This window comes from Helicobacter sp. 'house sparrow 1' (genome assembly GCF_900199585.1).
Lineage (GTDB): Bacteria > Campylobacterota > Campylobacteria > Campylobacterales > Helicobacteraceae > Helicobacter_H.
Genome location: NZ_FZQY01000005.1, coordinates 1 through 18,119, shown reverse-complemented (window position 1 = coordinate 18,119; position 18,119 = coordinate 1). Strand labels below are relative to the sequence as shown.

The following is an 18,119-nucleotide window of genomic DNA, read 5'->3' as shown; positions in this document are numbered from 1 at the left end:
TCTCCTAAACTTCTATTAAAATGTTAAAATAAGTGTTATGGAATTTGAGCAGGGTGATTATAACAAACTACAAAAAATAGGCATAAAGAATCTCTTAGAACTTTGTCTTTGTGTCCCAAAGGGTTATATGGATACATCTTTGGCAAAAACCTTGCAAAATGACAGTTTAGGTGCTTTTGAAGTCCTTATTTTGGAGCATACTCTTATTAAAAAAACTCTTAAAATTTCTGCTTTTTTGCCCCTGTTTAACAAGCCTATAAGTCTTATTTTCTTTTATCCTAAGCCTTTTTATAAAAAACTTTTCCCCATCAATGCAACACTATTTATTTATGGCAAGCTTCAAAATCAATTCTCCAATCTTAGCATCTTGCAACCAAAAGTTATCCATCAAATTAATACCATTAGTTTGCACTTTAAAATTCCCCTCATAAAAGATTCTCTACTTCAAGATCTATGTAAAAAATATATCACTATAGAAAATCTTGACAAACTTTCTGTGCCAAAAAATTACGCCCAACACCTCTATAATATTTTTAATCCAACAAAGGGCTTTTTAAATTATTTTGAAAAATATAAAATTTTCCCTAATCAATCCCTGCAAGCACTTAAATATATTGAAATTTTTCATCATATCTCAAGCCTATCTAAAAAAAGACGCTACTTTCCCTCAAAATTCCAATGCAAGGGTGATTACAAAAATTTTATAAATTCTCTCCCCTTTGCTCTTACTCCAGCCCAACAGCAAACTATTGACACTATTGCAAAAGATTTAAAAAGCAAACAAGCAGCACGAAGAGTTATTATGGGGGATGTGGGTTGTGGCAAGACTATTGTTATTCTAGCTAGTGCTTTAATTGCATATCCCTATAAAACCCTTTTAATGGTTCCAACCACAATTCTTGCAATGCAAATTTATGAAGAAGCCAAAAAAATTTTGCCCCACTTTGTCAATATTGAATGCATTATGAGTTCAAATAAGCCAAAAACAGAAAATCTTTTTGAGAGAGAAACCCACTTTATCATCGGAACCCAAGCTCTTTTATATCAAAAACTTGATTCTAAAAATCTCGCATTAGTGATTACAGATGAACAGCATCGTTTTGGAACAAATCAAAGACACCAGCTTGAAAAAATTGCTCAAGAAAACTCTAATGCAAAACCTCATTTTCTACAATTTTCAGCAACCCCAATTCCAAGAACCCTTAGTATGATTAATGCAAATTTAGTTGATTATAGCTTCATTAGAGATCTACCTTTTAAAAAAGATATTACCACCACTATCATTAGCAAAAAAGACTTTAATTTTTTATTTTCTCATATCCAAAATGAAGTGAATTTAAAACATCAATGCGTCATTGTATATCCTCTTGTTGAAGAAAGCAATCATTTAGATTATTTATCTTTGGAGCAGGGTGCTCCTTTTTGGCAAAAACATTTTAAGAATGTTTTTGTAACCTTTGGTGGTGATAGAAATAAAGAAGAAATTTTGGAGCAATTTAGAGAAACTGGAGATATATTACTTGCTACTACGCTTATTGAAGTTGGAATCTCCTTACCAAGACTAAGCACCATTGTAATCATTGCACCAGAGAGAATGGGGCTTGCCACTTTACATCAACTAAGAGGCAGAGTAAGTCGCAATGGATTAAAAGGATATTGCTTTCTTTATACTAATCAACCTAGTTCATCAAGACTGATTGATTTTTCAAAACACCTTAGCGGATTTGATATTGCAGAACTTGATCTAAAATATCGCAATGGGGGAGATTTACTGCAAGGAGAAAGGCAAAGTGGAGAACGCTTTAAGTTTTTTGATTTAAAAAATGATCAAGATATTCTTATAGAAGCTCAAAAAAATCAACAAAACAAACCTATTGCTTTGTTGATTAAAGATTAATGAAAATATTTTTGATTGTGAGGATTTGATAAAATTGCCTGCATTGATTGTTGCAAGTTTTGAACTTTGCTTTGCTCCTCATCCCCAAAGATTTCAAACGAATCCAATCTTCTAAAAACTACCATATCCTTATTTTTATGGTTTGAAATACTAAGTTGGAGTATATGTTTAAATTTTATCTGCACAAAACTACCAATATTATTAGGACCAAACCCTGCTTCAAACATAATACCATCTTGAGAAAATGCCAAACTCTCAAAGGTATAACCTGCTAACACAAAAAGGCTTAAAGGTTGAAACCCTTCTAAAATTTCTTGAGGCAATGGCGGTTCAAAAACCACATTCTTAACTTCACACACCAAAGCAAAATTAACTTTTTCTCTAGATAAGAATCTAATTACATCCTCGCATTGTTTGTCTAGTAATTTTTCAAATCTTAAATATCTACTCATAAAAGTTCCTCAAACTCTCTTACCATCTCTCTAACTTCCTGCATACCAATTTCCCAAAAACTGGGATCTTCAATATTAAATCCAAACGCGCTAATAAGATCCTTTGGACTAGCACTACCACCCTTGCTTAAAAAGTCTATATAAGTTTTTATGAAATTCTTACTTTTATTTTTCTTATAAAGACCAAATAATGCCAATACCAAAAGCTGGCCATAAGCATATGCGTAACAATAAAATGGAGAGTGGATAAAGTGAGGGATATAGCTCCACCATAAACCATAGCGTTTGGTAAGCTTTACAGATTTTCCAAACATCCTTTTATTTTCTTCAAGCCAGATTCTATTAAAATCTTCAATCTTTAACTCTTCATCAACTGCGTGAATTCTACGCTCAAAGTTTGTCATTATAATTTGCCTAAACATTGTAGAAAAAATATCTTCAATCTTAGAGGCATACACTTCTAGCAATTCCTCTTTAGATAAACTTTTTTTAATGTGATCAAAGAGTAGCATTTCTGCAAAAACAGATGCAGTTTCTGCTGTTGTAAGTGGTGTATCCATATTTAAATACCCCTGCTTCTTGCTCAGCTCTTGATGAATCATATGTCCAAACTCATGGGCAATTGTAAAAACATCTCTGCGATTTGAGGTAAAGTTTAAAAGAACATACGGGTGGGCGCTTGGAACTGCCCCATGACTAAATGCACCCCCTCTTTTTGCATCCCTAGGATGAGAATCAATCCAACCCTCTTTAATTGCCTTTTGTGCAATATCATAAAATACAGGAGAAAAATTCTTAAAACATTCCAACACTGTTTGTAAGCCATCTTGATAAGAAACCTCTTGTGATTGAGAAGAAATAGGTGCATATCTATCATAATCTTTTAATTTAAAGCCAAGTATCTTAGACTTTGCAAGATAATAGCGCTCCACCAAGTCCATATTACCATTAACAGTATCTATAAGACTATCCACACTCTTTTGGCTTATATGATTACTTAAGTGTCTAAAAGTCTCTTTGTTAGGATAACCTCTTAGTTTTGCTTGTATTTGGAGATTTTTTCTCACCATATTTAAAATGTAGCCTAAAAGAAATTGCGACTTTTTCAACTCCTTGCTAAAGGATTTTTGAGCATCTTTTCGCACCTTAGAATCACAATGATGCAATAGTGATAAAATCTCTTCTTCACTCTTTAAGTTGTCTTGATAGGGGATTTTTAGAGTAGAAAAAAACTCATCAAATAACCTTGCAAATGCATCAGCACCAACTGGAGCAAGTTGTAATAATATTTTTTCTTCTTTCAAACTAAGTTGGTATTGTTTTTTTTCAATAATTTTTTCAAGAAAATAAGAATATTTTTTGGCTTGCTTGAGAATTTTTTGTTGCTCTTTTTCATCAATAGCACAAAACTCCACCTCAAAAAATAACAAATACTTTTCCACTTGATTGCACAACATCTCACATTGTGCATAAAATCCCCCTTGATTTGTATCTCTTGCAAAATTTAAGAAAGCATAGGTCATCACCTTTCCTATGCCCTCAAGCAGATTTTCATATTCTTCTAATATCATCAGGCATTTTTTTGCCAACTTCCCCTTGTATTTTTTCTCAAAATCTTTGGCTTTTTTTAATAAAGTTTCCAAAAAATCCTGTGCTTTCTCTTCATTTTCAAATAAAGACTTTAAATCCCAATAATGCTTTAATTCTTTCATTTTTTACTCCCTAATTGCATACTTAACCAACAGCCTTGCAATCTCGCTTCTTGTATTTACACCTACTACATTTAAATCTTTTAATTCTATTTCTTGCAATTCAGAATCTACTCTAGCAATTATATCTATGTTTGGTGCAATTTCTAATATCTCCTCACAAATTGTATGCACGATAGATGTATTATCAATAGCAATAATAATACATTTCACCTCATCAAAATGAAACTTTTTTAAAAAAGATTTTTTAGAGATATCCCCAAAAATTACCCTATCTTTGTTTTTTTCTCCCATCTCTACTTTTGTGATATCACAATCAATGGCTATATAATTAACCTTCTTTTGCTTCAACTCCTTTACAACAACACTCCCAAAAGTCCCATATCCAATCACAACCACATAATCCAATAAAGGAATATTTACCTCAACCTCTTTCTTTCCTTTATAAGCATTCTCTTTTTTTCTCAAAAGAAGCTCAATAATTCCCCCCAACCCCTTCAAAATAAAAGGAGTAGTAATCATGGAAAGTATTACCATTAAAACCAAAAATTGATGAATATCTTGAGATGAGAGATTAATCACCCCACGATCTTGCAAAGCCTTTAAAATACCATAATGCAGTGGTGTATCAAATAATTTTGCTCCACTTGCATTTATAAAAATTGCAAAAGAAAATTCCCCAATTTGAGCAAGAGACAACGCGGTCTTTAGCGCGCTTTTTTTACTTCTAAAAAATTTTAAAATGCTAAAGATTGCAAAAGTTTTAATAGCAACGACAAAAAATAAAAGTAAAGCAATACTAAAAATATTACTGACTAAAAAGCTTAGATCAACTTGCATTCCAACAGTTATAAAAAATAACGCTAAGAAAATATCTCTAAAATGCGACAAATCAGATTCTACACGATACTTAAATCTTGATTTTGAAACTAGCATTCCAGCAACAAAAGCCCCTAAAGACATGGAAAAACCAAATGCTTGACTTAAAAAAGCCGAACCCAAAACAATAAATAAAACTGTAGCCATAAAAATTTCATCTATCTTACTTTTAGCTGCAAGTTTAAGAAACTTTGAAGCAATTCTCCTGCCAGGCAAAATAAGTACAGTTAAAGCAATGGCACCTGAAACAAAAGTTTTTAAAAGCAAACTCCATAAACCTAAATTTTTATCGCTTATTAATGCAAGAATAATTAAAATAGGTATCACTGCAATATCTTGCAAAATCAAGATTCCCACAACACTCTTACCATAGGTTGAAGAAAGTTGTTTATTCTCATTAAAGTACTTCAAAACAATTGCTGTAGATGAAAGAGAAAAAGACATACCAATAATAAGAGAAATGCTAGCTGAAAGACCAAATATAAAATAACTTATTAGGAAAAATATAAAAGAGGTGAAAACAACCTGCAAAATGCCAAAAACCAGCACCTCCTCTTTCATAGCTCTCAAACGATCAAAGCTAAATTCAAGCCCAATCATAAACATCAAAAATACAATGCCAAATTCTGCAATTTCACTTAATATCTCTGAGCCATAAAACTGCGAAAAGTACGCAATTACAATCCCTGTGATAATATATCCAATGATGACAGGAATATCAAAGTATCTCAAAATCAGATTAAAAACAATTGACATTCCAAGTCCCAATATGACCATAAAAAGTATGTTTTCTATAATCTCCCCCTTAAGATTTAAAAATTTTTATGTATATGTGTATAATAGCAAACTAAAAATTATATGATTTTTTTAAGCTTGAGCCAACCTAACTCTAGATTTTTTGGGAAAATTATGCAAAATAAAGCCTATAGCTTAACCATAGAATTAATTAATGATTTTTTAAGTTCTTCAAAAACCTTTGCGGAATTTAAATATGATATTACGCACAATTTTATTCCCGTACTAGAAACGCAAAAAATCAGTGTTGAAAAAAATATTGATGAAATTCGCAGGGGGATTGTTGATTTTTTCTATCAATATGGACTTTATGCCCTTGTAATTTTCCAAAAAAATCCTGCACTAAAAATCACCCTAACAATCAAAAATCGCAGTGAAAATCTTTATACATATTTCCTTATAAACTGGATAGAAGATCAAAACCCAAAGGAGCTGACGCCAGAATTCTTTGAATCTATTTTTGGCTACATCAAATCCAATTTTGATTTTGAAGATATTTTGCTTTATAGGGACATAGCAAGGGGAGCAATAAAAAAATATTTTAAGCTAAGCTTGAGAGATAGCCTTTTTTTTAAAAATTTTGATTTTTTTGTCAAGAAGTTTGATTATGATTTTGTGCAGATTAATCAAGAATTACGAAGCATTAAAAGATTGGATACAGCTGTTTTATTAAATGAAAATGATCGCAATCGGATTATAAGACTTCTTAAACATACAGATATGAAAAAGTACCTCATTTTATCTGCACAACAGGCCCTTAAAGAAAAAAACCATCATCTCAATACCAACACAAAAGAATTGTGTGAAACTTTTTTGGATCTTGTAGCACAGCATTTAAGATTGTTAATTGGAAAGGTTCTTAATAGTCAAATTCCAAGCCTACATCAAACCTGCTTTGCTGAGGAATATATTAGAACCAACAAACATACCACTATTTTGCTTTTAGCAAAAAATATTTTGCAAAACTATCATTACAAAGAAGCAGAAACAACCCCTCTAATGATGCATTTTGACAATAGAATTAAAAACAATAATCCCAAATTTAAGACTTCCATTTTTAGCTCTTCTTACTTTTATACCAATGAGATGATAAAAACTATCACTAAAAATTTCTTTTTAGTTCAAGAAAAAATTGACACTCTTAAACAAAAGATTCAAAAACTAGATGATGATTTAAAACAAAAAGACCAACAAATTGACACTATTCAACAAGAAGCAAAAATCAAAGAAACTATTTTGCAAGATCTTAATCTTGTCTATGAAAACAAAAAAAAGTCCATCAAAGAACAAAATCTATCTGCCATAGAAGAAGAGGCGCTTAGCACAAGTCTATCTAACTTTATCAATGAAAAAAAATTTATCCTAGAAGATTTAGAAAAAATTGCTCAACAAATAGATTTAGTTAATAAGGAAAAAACACAAATCAATAATGATAAAAAAGATATTCAGGAAGCTATCCAGCAAATTCATTTTAAATCCCAATCCCAAGAAAAGGATTTCAATCTATTAGCACAGGCATTTAGCGATTGCTTACTGCAAGATGAAATATAAAAATTTTATTGATTTAATCAGATCCAAGACAAAATTAATTCTTCTAGCCACCATAATTATTTTAGTTTCATTTTGCATTCTTTCTTTTATCATGATTAATATTTTTAAATACCAACATGACAAATTTTTTATACATCAAATTCAAGAAATTCAACTTTTAAAAATGATTCAAGATTCTAAGAATCTAGAAGTATTGCTTAATTTAGATGCAAAAATTACCAAGCCTTATCTTTACAAATCTAAAAATAAACAAATTGGGGATTATTTTCTTACAATCTATCAAAGCTATGAAAAAATCTTTCTAGAAAAAAATCATATACAACTTCAAGAACTAATGCTCAAAGAACAGACAAAAACCTCAAAATTGCAATCACAAATTTCTCTTTTAAAAGATTATAAATTTTCAAACAAAAATTTAAACTTAGAACTTACTCAAGAAATCCAAGCAATCATTTCCAGCCTTATTGACTTAAAACTACAAATTACAACAATTCAAAATAGCACAATAAATTCTTTTTATGCCAAAACTAGTATTATTTTGTTTTCTTTCTTACTTTTAATTTTGCTAGTTATTGTATTTTCATCAATCAATACATTATCTTCTATCAAACTACATCACAAAGAACTCCAAAGGATTGTAAGAGAAAAAACACTAGAAGCAGAAGTAATCAATAAAAATTTACAAAAGACAATCCAAGAAGAAGTAGAATCCTCCAGAAAAAAAGATCAAATTATGTATCAACAAGACAGACTAGCTTCAATGGGGGAAATGATACAAAATATCGCACACCAATGGCGCCAACCTCTAAACTCTCTTATTATTTTAATCCAAAGCTTTAGAACTAAATTTCATAATGGCAAACTTGATGCAGATTTCATAGAGCGCCAAACAGAAGATGGATTAAAAATCGCAAAAAACATGTCTGATACTATTGAAAACTTTAGAAACTTTTTCCAACCCAATAAAAATAAGGATATCTTTTCAATTACAGAAAGCATTCTTGATTCTATAAAACTTATTGAATTTGTTCTTGAGCAAAACAACATTCAAATCCATACAAATATTAAAGAAGATTACAAAATTTATGGATATAAAAACTCCTTTACTCAAGTTATTCTCAATATACTAAAAAACTCTCAAGATGCCATTATCGAAAGAAAAATATCACAAGGATATTGCCTTATTACTTTAGAAAAAAAATATGATACAATCATTATCACTTTAAAAGATAATGCTGGTGGCGTAAAGCAAAAAAGCCTCTATAAAATTTTTGAGCCCTACTTTACTACTAAGCATAAATCCGTTGGAACAGGCATAGGATTATATATGACAAAGGAAATCATCGAAAAACAGATGCAGGGCAAAATAGGTATCCAAAATACTCATTGGAAGCTAAATAACTTAGAATTTTATGGAGCAATGTTTATAATTGAGATTCCTCATCTTCAAGGCCCAATGTCAGGAGAGCAATAATGAAAAAATATGAGGATTTACACAAACTCAGGGTTTTATATGTGGAGGATGATGCAGATACTAGAAGATTAACCACCATGGTCTTAGAGGACTACATAGGCAATATCATTTTGGCAAAAAATGGTCAAGAAGCTCTTAAAATCTTTCAAGAACAACCCATTGACCTCGTGCTCACAGATATTTTAATGCCAAAGATGAATGGGATTGAGTTTATACGCAATATAAGAGAAAATCAGCACAATTACAATTGCCCCATTATTATCACAACTGCTCATACAGAAGTTCCCTATCTCCTTGATGCTATTAGTCTTAAAGTAGATGGCTATATATTAAAGCCTATTGATATTGATGAATTACTAAGTGCATTACAAAGAGCTATTTTGCCAAAAATCCAAGCAACAGAATTGGAATCTAAGGATCTATTAATCCGTGCAATATCTGCTTTTGTTGGGGGCAAAAAAATTGAAATTATCAAATTCTTATTGGATAATTCTACAAAAGACAATATTTATTATGGATCTTATGAGGATATCATCTCAAAGATTAATGTTTCAAAACCAACTATTGTAAAAACTTTTAAACAACTCATTGATGCAGGATTATTAATAAAAATCAAAAACAAGGTTTATAAAATTCATCCAAATGTAGAAATTAGAGATGAAACAACTTGACTTTGATTTAGTGTTATTATAAAATCCTAGCCTTACTTTAATTTTTCAGTGTTTAAGCAATCCAGATACCTCAAGAATGTAATTCACCAAAAGGACAAGAATGGCAAGTGAAAAAAATAGAACTCACACACCAGTAGAAGGCTATAAGATAGAGGATTTAAGAACTTATAGCATAGAAAAACTTATCAAAATTTCCAAAGAGCTTGGAGTGGAAAATCCACAGGAATACAAAAGACAAGATCTAATGTTTGAGATTTTGAAAAACCAAGTGAGTCAAGGTGGTTTTATTCTATTTACAGGCATTTTAGAAATTACTCACGATGGCTATGGTTTTTTAAGAGGGATTGATGAGAATTTTACAGATAGCCAAAATGACACCTATGTCAGCCAATCTCAAATTAAAAAATTTGCTCTAAGAAATGGAGATATTGTAACAGGGCAAGTAAGACCTCCTAAAGATCAAGAAAGATATTATGCACTATTAAAAATTGAGGCGGTAAATTATCAGCCTCTTGAAGAAATAAAAACAAGACCCCTATTTGATAATCTTACCCCTTTATTTCCCAATGAGAGATTGATTTTAGAATACCAACCCCTAAAGGTTACAGGAAGAATGTTAGACTTATTTAGCCCTATAGGGAAGGGACAAAGGGCATTGATTGTAGCTCCTCCTAGAACCGGAAAAACAGAATTAATGAAAGAGCTTGCACATGGTATTACTTCAAACCATCCTGAGGTTCAACTTATTGTTTTGTTGGTCGATGAGCGACCTGAAGAAGTTACTGATATGCAAAGAAGTGTTAAGGGACAGGTTTATAGCTCTACTTTTGATCTACCTGCAAATAATCACATTAGAGTAGCAGAACTTGTATTAGAGAGAGCAAAGCGCCATGTAGAAATGGGGCAAGATGTAGTGGTTTTGCTAGATTCTATTACGCGTCTTGCAAGGGCCTATAATGCTATTACTCCATCTAGCGGAAAGGTTCTTAGTGGCGGTGTTGATGCCAATGCTTTACACAAACCTAAGAGGTTTTTTGGTGCTGCAAGAAATATTGAACAAGGGGGCAGTCTTACAATTATTGCAACTGCGCTGATTGAAACTGGTTCAAGAATGGATGAGGTAATATTTGAAGAATTTAAGGGAACAGGTAATAGTGAAATTGTTCTTGCAAGAAATATTGCTGATAGAAGAATCTATCCTGCATTTGATATTCTAAAATCAGGGACAAGAAAAGATGATTTATTGCTTGGTAAAGAAAAGCTTACAAAAGTTTGGATGCTAAGAAATGTAATGCAACAAATGGATGATATTGAAGCATTAAGTTTTATTTATTCTAAAATGCAAAAAACAAAAGATAATGAAGAATTTCTAAATCTTATGAATGAAAAAGAATGAAACTTGGAATCTTTGATAGTGGTGCTGGGGGTTTAAGCGTATTAAAAAACATCCTTGAGGCACAAATTTTTGAATCCATTATCTACTATGGTGATACCGCAAGACTTCCTTATGGAACCAAACATCCTTTAAGTATTGCTCAATTCTCTCTTGAAGCATTGGATTTTTTTCATCAACAACAAACAGATATGATAGTTGTAGCCTGCAATACCGCCAGTGCCTATGGTCTAAAACACATGCAAAAAAAAAGCAAGATACCTATAATTGGGGTAATAGAACCTGGTATTTTGGCACTACAAAATAAAATTAAAAATCTTGATGCAAAAATTCTTATTCTTGCTACAAAAGCAACCATCCAATCCAAACAATACCAAAACCACCTCATAAAACTGGGTTATCATAACCTTACTGCAATTGCTACAAGTCTTTTTGTCCCTCTTGTGGAGGAAAATATATTTGAGGGAAAAATTCTTGATGAGGTGATGCATTTTTATTTCAAAGACATCCATTTTATACCCGATGCCATTATTCTAGGCTGTACCCATTTTCCTCTTTTAAGTGCATCTATATCCAACTATTTTAATCACAAAAGCACTCTAATACATTCAGGAGAAGCTATTATAGATTTTATTCAAAGACAAAGGATATTCTCTAAAACTCCAACTACCAAATTAGAGTTTTATGCTTCAAGCGATGTGGAGACTCTCAAAGAAACTGCTAATAAGTGGCTCCACTTACCAAACTACTCATTTCTTAAGACATAGAGTGCATTAATTTGTGATGCTTTTTTAGCAGGATAATAGGAAGCCAAACCTACCACCAAAACTGCGCCAAAAACTGTCAATAAAAAGTCCAATAAAGACAAATCAAGAGGCAATTTTGTGATCCCATACACATCTGCGGGTAAAGAGATAATTGGGAAAGCATCAAGAATATACATTCCTAAAAATGCAAGGCATACCCCCAAAATAATACCACCTATGCCAACAAAAATACCTAAGTAAAAAAATGTCTTTTTAATCTCAGAGCTACTCATTCCCATACTTAAAAGTAATGCAATCTCTTTCCTACGATTCATAATAACCATTAAAAGCGAGCTGATAATATTTAAAGAAGCAATTAATATAATTAGCATTAAAACAATAAACAATGCTCGCTTCTCTAGCGCCATTGCAGCAAAGAAGTTACCATTTTGTTGCCACCATCCTTCAATTCCCAAACCATGATGAGGAATATCTCCCAAAGCTTTTTTGATCTCATTGATATCCTCCATAGGCTTTGGAGAATAAATATGAATCCCATCAAAGATCCCAGCAGGCATATTCCTAATCTTTGATAGCGCCTCAAGGTTAGTATATAAATATCCTATATCATAAGCCCTGAGCCCAGAATCAAAGATTGCTTTCACATCAAATCTTTTCATTACAGGGCTTAAAACTAATCCCGTTGGTTCCAACTTTGTAAAAAAGAGTGTTAATTTATCATTTTTCTGCAAAAAAAACTTTTCAGAAAGTGCATTACCCACTATTAGAGGGAATCTCTGCTTTTTAAATTCTATTAAATCATTATTCTCAACGGCCTTAAAAAGCACCTCATTAATTCGCGTCTCACGTTCTAAATCTATACCAAAAATAATACCTGCAGACATCTCATTACCACTTCTGGCAACAACTTGCATTTGCAAATAAGGACTAAAAATTAGATGAGGAAATCTTTGCTCTAAGGCATTTATGACATCAACAGATATGCCTCTAGCAGATGTTGCAAAAATATTGAGTGGATAATTCATTACAAAGAGTTTTTTTTCAAACTCTTTGCTCATACCATTCATAATAGCCATTGCTATAATCAAAACCATCACACCAATAGCCACACCAAAAAAGGCTAGTAGTGCGGTAATGGTAATAAAGGGTTGTGTTTTGTCATAACGTAAATATCTAAAAAGTAAAAAGCTGATAAGTTTTTTATGCATTTTTTGCTAGAAGTCCTTTTTTGGGTCCACTTTTTCCATGGCATTGTTTATATTTTTTCCCACTTCCACAAGGGCAAGGATCATTTCTAGCTAATTTTTTCTCTCCTAAAGCTCCGGTATTACCCCAACTTATTTGATTCTCATCATTTAATTCGTTTCTAATTTCTTGAGCTTGCCTTTCAACCTGCTCTTGCTGAAACTGAATGATATGCAAGGTCTTTATCGCTTCAATCTTAACAGAATCAATCAACTCTAAGAATAGATTATAACTCTCTTTTTTATACTCCACTAAAGGATCTTTTTGATTATAACCCCTTAGTCCAATTCCTGTTTTTAAATTATCCATTGTATAAAGATGTTCTCTCCAAGCATTATCTAGCACCTGAAGATAGACAATTCTTTCAATTTCACTGCGTTGCTCTTTAGATAAAACACTCATTTTTTCTTCATAATTTTTTTGAAGTATCTCATTTACTTTTTCTAACAATAAATTATAATCTTGGTCCTGCAGTTCTTCTTTTTGGAGAGTATAGTTAAAGCTCTCTTTAATCCCCTCAATCAATGCATCTAAATCAAGGTTTATCAGATCCTCTTTGATAATCTGCAATCTTGAGAAAATACTTGTAAGTGCGATTACACGATTTTCTTCAATTCTTTTGGCAATATCATATTGTGAGTCTAAAAGCTCATTACGAAATTTATAAACTGTCTTTCTTTGCTCATTTGCCACATCATCATATTCTAAGAGATGCTTTCTAGATTCAAAATGCAAATTTTCTACTTTCTTTTGAGCACTTTCAACAGATCTTGTGACAAGTCCAGATTCTATATGCTCTCCATTCTTTAATCCCAATTTTTCCATAATATTTTTAATCTTATCGCTTCCAAAGATTCTAAGTAAAGAATCCTCTAAGCTTAAATAAAATTGACTTGTTCCAGGATCCCCCTGTCTACCACTCCTACCTCGCAACTGATTATCAATACGCCTACTCTCATGTCTCTCTGTCCCAATGATATATAGCCCCCCCATTGCCTTTATTTCATCATCAAGCTTAATATCTACACCCCTACCTGCCATATTTGTAGCGATAGTAACAGCCCCTTTTTTACCAGCATCTTTGATGATCTCTGCTTCTTTTGTATGTTGCTTTGCATTCAACACAGTATGTGGGATTCTCTTTTTTTGCAATAAAGAATGCAATATCTCACTTTTTTCAATACTTGCTGTTCCTACCAAAACAGGTTGCCCCTTGGTGTGTAACTCTACAATTTTTGAGACTACAGCATCAAATTTCTCTGCCTCACTTTTATAAACCAAATCATTAAGATCTTTTCTTTGAATTGGTAAGTTTGTAGGAATTGAAACAACCTCAAGATTATAAATTTGCAAAAATTCTGTAGCCTCAGTTTGTGCGGTTCCTGTCATTCCGGCTAACTTTTCATAAAGTCTAAAATAATTTTGAAAAGTAATATCTGCTAGAGTCTGGCTCTCTTCTTTTATCTTCACCCCCTCTTTTGCCTCTAATGCCTGATGCAATCCCTCTGAAAATCTTCTCCCCTCACTCAATCTACCAGTAAATTCATCTACAATAACAACTTCATCATTTAAAATAACATAATCTTTATCCTTGAAAAAAAGATAATTTGCCTTTAAAGCCTGATCTAAATGATGTGACAAAGCAGCATTTTCTAAACTATAGAGATTATCTACACCAAATAACTGCTCTGCTTTTTTTATTCCCTCTTCTGTAAGCAAAACAATGCGATTTTTTTCATCAATAGTAAAATCAGTATCAATCTTTAGTTTGCACGCAACACTATCAGCCCTCTGATAATTTTCCATTTGACGATTTACAGGTCCTGAAATAATCAGTGGAGTTCGCGCTTCATCAATTAAAATAGAATCCACTTCATCAACAATTGCAAAATAATGACTCTTTTGCACTTTTTGTTCCAGGTCATATTTCATATTGTCTCTTAAATAATCAAAACCAAATTCATTATTTGTTCCATAAACAATATCTTTAGAATAAACCTCTAGCCTTTGAGCATCATCCTTTAAATCCCCTGTAACAACTCCTACTTCAAAACCTAAAAAATTATACAAAGGCTCCATTAATTTAGCATCACGATTTGCAAGATAATCATTTACAGTCACTACGTGAATCCCCTTGCCAAGTAATGCATTTAAAACTACAGGCAGAGTTGCCACTAAAGTCTTTCCCTCTCCTGTCTTCATTTCTGCAATTTTCCCCTCGTGCAATACCATTCCTCCAATCAATTGGACATCAAAATGTCGCATCCCCAAAATTCTCTTGGAGGCCTCCCTAGTAATTGCAAAACTCTGCGCTAAAACTTCATCTAAACCTTTTTGTTCTACTTGTTGCTTAAGCTGAAAGAAAGATTCTTTAAGTGCCTCATCACTCATACCCTCATATTGAGCTTCAAGACTATTAATGTATGCGACACGCTTTTTATAAAGCTTAATTAAACGATCATTTCTTGTGCCAAAGATCTTCCCTAAAATAGCTTGTATCATCTAAAACCCTCAATTGACAAATAATTGCAATTCTAGCATAAGTTACGATAGAATTTTTATTACAAAATTAGATGAGGCAAGCATATGACAAAAAAGCTACTGCTTTATTTTTCCACTCTATTATTACTTCTTGGTTGGGGTGAAAACATAAAAAGTATAAAGGCTGATTTTATTCAAACAACATATCAAAATGATGAAAAAATTATCTACTCAGGAAAACTCTTTGCCATAAATCCTAATTTAGCAAAATGGGTCTATACCAGCCCCATTAAAAAAGAAATTTATCTAAATGGTAATAATGTGATTATTTTTGAACCTTTATTAGAACAAGCTACAATTTCTCATATTGCACAACAGGTAGATTTTTTTAGCATTGTCACTTCTGCAAAAGTTGGTGAGGATGGAAACTATCATACAAGAATTGGCAATACAGACTACACATTAATTCTAAGAAACAATCTCCCTTATCAGATTTTATATAAGGATGATTTTCAAAATTCCATTGAGATCAGTCTAGAACAAGTAAAAATCAATATTTCACTTGATAAAAAAATCTTTGATTTCACACCTAATGAGCATATTGACATTATAAGACAATGATGATAAAATCAGCCCTCTTGTCTGATATGGGGCTGACTTGGATTTCGACAGGAGTTGTATTGCTTAGGTTGCATACCGGATGGCATTCCGTAATCCTGCCACTTTAAAATTAAACGCAAATAATACAAATTACGCTCCAGCTTACGCAAAAGTGGCGTAAGTTTATCTTAGCTTTGGAGCCGGTGATATAGAAATGCCTACTATCTATAGATCCGTCATTAAGTAGGCTAGCTCTTTTTTATGTCAAAAGAAAAGAGTTAAAAAAGTGACTGCTTGTGTGAAATGGTTTTGGTGTTTGCACCCTCACGCAATAAGATAAGCAAATACTGAAGTATGTATAGATGCCTTTGTGGATATGATTTTTGGACTGGGGTTCAATTCCCCACAGCTCCACCACTTAATCTAAGATTGTATAAGATCTCTAAGATTTTAAAAATAGCATATCTTTGTTTATCCTAACCTATTTTTTAATCATTAATGCCTTAACAAAGGCATATTAAAGCAAAATCTTTGTTTGGACATAAGAAATTCTGCTTTGTTTTTGTTGTCTAAAAAAGCCGATCAAAAAAGCCAAAGCTCCTATTTTGCCCATAATCATTAAAAAAATAATTAGCATTTTTCCAGAATCTCCAAATAATGCAGAAAGACTTAAATCATCACCATTACCAACAGAAAGACCAGTTGTGCTAAAGGCAGAACAAACCTCAAATAATAACGCTAAAAACCCTCTTTGATTTCCATCTTCAAGAAAACTTAGCACCATTAAACTGATAATGAGTACAAAAAAAGTAAGCATGATAATTAAGTAAGCTTGATAAACAATTTCTTTTTCTATTTCTCTTCTAAAAACTATTACCCTCTCCTCACCCTTAATACTCCAATAAATATATAAAATCACTACCACTATAGTCGTGATTTTTATGCCTCCAGCAGTTCCAGCAGGAGATCCTCCAATTATCATAAATAAGGATGCAAAAAATAAAGAAGTGTCTCGAATCATACTTAAATCCAATGTATTAAAACCCGAGGTACGATAATTAATAATTGTAAAAAATGATGCAAGAAGTTTTTCTTGAAAATCAAAACTCTCTAAGGAATCTTGGTTATGATATTCAAGTAGGAAAAAGAAAATCCAAGAAATTAATATCAAACTTATTGTTCCAATTATCACAATCTTGGTATGAATAGATAAATTTTTTCTTTTAATTAAATGGAAAATTTCTAGCAGCACAAAATACCCCAATCCTCCAAGAATTACTAATATGCTAATTGTCAAATTGACTCCATAATGATGGACATAAGGCAACATCCCACCTTGAAAAACCGAAAAACCAGCATTATTAAAAGCAGAAATGCTATGAAAAATCCCTGCCCATAATGCATTTAAAAAACCCATCATTGGATAAAAAAATAAAAATAGAATCAATGCTCCAAAAAACTCTATAAGTAAAACTAAAATAATCATATTTTTTAATACCAATGAGAGATCATCTTTAAATGTCAAATCTATATTGCTTTTTAAAATTTTGTTTTTCACAAAAGAATTTTTAAAAAAAATATAAATAAAACTCGCAATAATCATATACCCAAGTCCGCCAACTTGTATTAAAAAGAGTAAAAATATCTGCCCTAAAAATGTAAAATCACTAAAAACACTTTTAACCACCAAACCCGTAGAGCTAATTGCTGATGTAACCATAAATAATGCATCAATAAAGTTTAAATCCTTAGAATGCATCTGGGGTAATAATAAAATCAAAGTTCCAAGAAAAATGATAATAATGTAAGCAAATAATAAAAACTTAGCACTTTGTTTATCCAAAATAACCTCTTTATTTTTAATAGTGTAAAAATAAGTTTATTACAAAATATATAAACAGTTTTTATAAAGGTTTAGTTTTGCTTCCTATCAAAAATATCAAACAATCTATTTTTATCCCCTTCTCCTATATAAAAACTCTTACTACCTAAAAAACCATTAGTTTTACAAAAATTAAAAGTTACAACCATTAATATCTTAAACCATCTGATAAAGATTAAAAGTTTTAATCTCAAATAGATAATATCTGCTAAGGGTTTAAAAAGGGGCGATAAGGGATCTTGTAATGATTAATCTCAAAAGATGGATTTATATAAAAACAAGAAAATCTGGAAAAGGTTACTATCAATGAATTAAATAATATA

Annotated in this window: 13 protein-coding genes and 1 other RNA gene; 8 read left to right on the top strand and 6 right to left on the bottom strand. The window is 31.7% G+C overall.

The features are described 5' to 3' along the window. Positions 1–37 precede the first annotated feature (37 nt). On the top strand, positions 38–1,897 hold the full coding sequence (recG, locus tag C6H31_RS03270; protein WP_104697401.1) for an ATP-dependent DNA helicase RecG: 1,860 nt from the start codon (positions 38–40) through the stop codon (positions 1,895–1,897). On the opposite strand, the gene C6H31_RS03265 is transcribed toward recG, so the two are convergent. Genes C6H31_RS03265 through C6H31_RS03255 form a run of 3 tightly spaced genes read right to left on the bottom strand, consistent with a single transcriptional unit; the run spans position 1,894 to position 5,693 of the window. After that, positions 1,894–2,349, bottom strand: a complete 456-nt coding sequence (locus C6H31_RS03265) for a hypothetical protein (RefSeq protein WP_104697400.1) — start codon at positions 2,347–2,349, stop codon at positions 1,894–1,896. The genes recG and C6H31_RS03265 overlap by 4 nt on opposite strands. Next, positions 2,346–4,061, bottom strand: coding sequence for a M3 family oligoendopeptidase (locus tag C6H31_RS03260; protein WP_104697399.1), 1,716 nt, complete (start codon positions 4,059–4,061; stop codon positions 2,346–2,348). Before C6H31_RS03260 ends, C6H31_RS03265 begins: the two co-directional genes overlap by 4 nt. A 3-nt stretch (positions 4,062–4,064) precedes the next feature. Beyond that, a complete protein-coding gene (locus tag C6H31_RS03255) occupies positions 4,065–5,693 on the bottom strand; it encodes a cation:proton antiporter domain-containing protein (RefSeq protein ID WP_233709911.1) in 1,629 nt (542 codons plus the stop codon). Between the two features lie 153 nt (positions 5,694–5,846). Here C6H31_RS03255 and C6H31_RS03250 point away from each other — a divergent pair, with 153 nt between their 5' ends. From C6H31_RS03250 to murI, 5 genes are all read left to right on the top strand, one after another. After that, positions 5,847–7,283: a coiled-coil domain-containing protein gene (locus C6H31_RS03250; protein WP_104697398.1), complete on the top strand. Its 1,437-nt coding sequence runs from the start codon at positions 5,847–5,849 to the stop codon at positions 7,281–7,283. Further along, on the top strand, positions 7,273–8,757 hold the full coding sequence (locus C6H31_RS03245) for a sensor histidine kinase (RefSeq protein WP_104697397.1): 1,485 nt from the start codon (positions 7,273–7,275) through the stop codon (positions 8,755–8,757). Before C6H31_RS03250 ends, C6H31_RS03245 begins: the two co-directional genes overlap by 11 nt. Further along, the gene (locus tag C6H31_RS03240; protein WP_104697396.1) at positions 8,757–9,428 is read left to right on the top strand and encodes a response regulator; all 672 of its coding nucleotides are present in this window, start codon (positions 8,757–8,759) and stop codon (positions 9,426–9,428) included. The genes C6H31_RS03245 and C6H31_RS03240 overlap by 1 nt, the downstream gene beginning before the upstream one ends. Before the next feature lie 100 nt (positions 9,429–9,528). Continuing rightward, the gene (rho, locus tag C6H31_RS03235; RefSeq protein ID WP_104697395.1) at positions 9,529–10,824 is read left to right on the top strand and encodes a transcription termination factor Rho; all 1,296 of its coding nucleotides are present in this window, start codon (positions 9,529–9,531) and stop codon (positions 10,822–10,824) included. Then, positions 10,821–11,588, top strand: coding sequence for a glutamate racemase (gene murI / locus C6H31_RS03230; protein ID WP_104697394.1), 768 nt, complete (start codon positions 10,821–10,823; stop codon positions 11,586–11,588). The genes rho and murI overlap by 4 nt, the downstream gene beginning before the upstream one ends. Here the strand turns inward: murI and C6H31_RS03225 are convergent. Continuing rightward, positions 11,567–12,796: an ABC transporter permease gene (locus C6H31_RS03225; RefSeq protein WP_104697393.1), complete on the bottom strand. Its 1,230-nt coding sequence runs from the start codon at positions 12,794–12,796 to the stop codon at positions 11,567–11,569. The genes murI and C6H31_RS03225 overlap by 22 nt on opposite strands. Further along, positions 12,789–15,335 (bottom strand): preprotein translocase subunit SecA, encoded by a 2,547-nt coding sequence (gene secA, locus C6H31_RS03220; protein WP_104697392.1) that lies wholly within the window; start codon positions 15,333–15,335, stop codon positions 12,789–12,791. The genes C6H31_RS03225 and secA overlap by 8 nt, the downstream gene beginning before the upstream one ends. Before the next feature lie 84 nt (positions 15,336–15,419). Between secA and lolA the strand changes: the two genes are divergently transcribed. Together lolA and ssrA are read left to right on the top strand one after the other, a co-directional pair. Beyond that, positions 15,420–15,935 (top strand): LolA-like outer membrane lipoprotein chaperone, encoded by a 516-nt coding sequence (lolA, locus tag C6H31_RS03215; protein WP_104697391.1) that lies wholly within the window; start codon positions 15,420–15,422, stop codon positions 15,933–15,935. Positions 15,936–15,963: 28 nt separating this feature from the next. Then, positions 15,964–16,331: a transfer-messenger RNA gene (ssrA, locus tag C6H31_RS03210) on the top strand. 100 nt (positions 16,332–16,431) lie between these two features. Here the strand turns inward: ssrA and C6H31_RS03205 are convergent. After that, positions 16,432–17,757 carry a TrkH family potassium uptake protein gene (locus tag C6H31_RS03205; protein ID WP_158654724.1) on the bottom strand — a complete coding sequence of 442 codons (1,326 nt, stop codon included), beginning with the start codon at positions 17,755–17,757 and terminating at the stop codon, positions 16,432–16,434. Between the last annotated feature and the right edge of the window lie 362 nt (positions 17,758–18,119).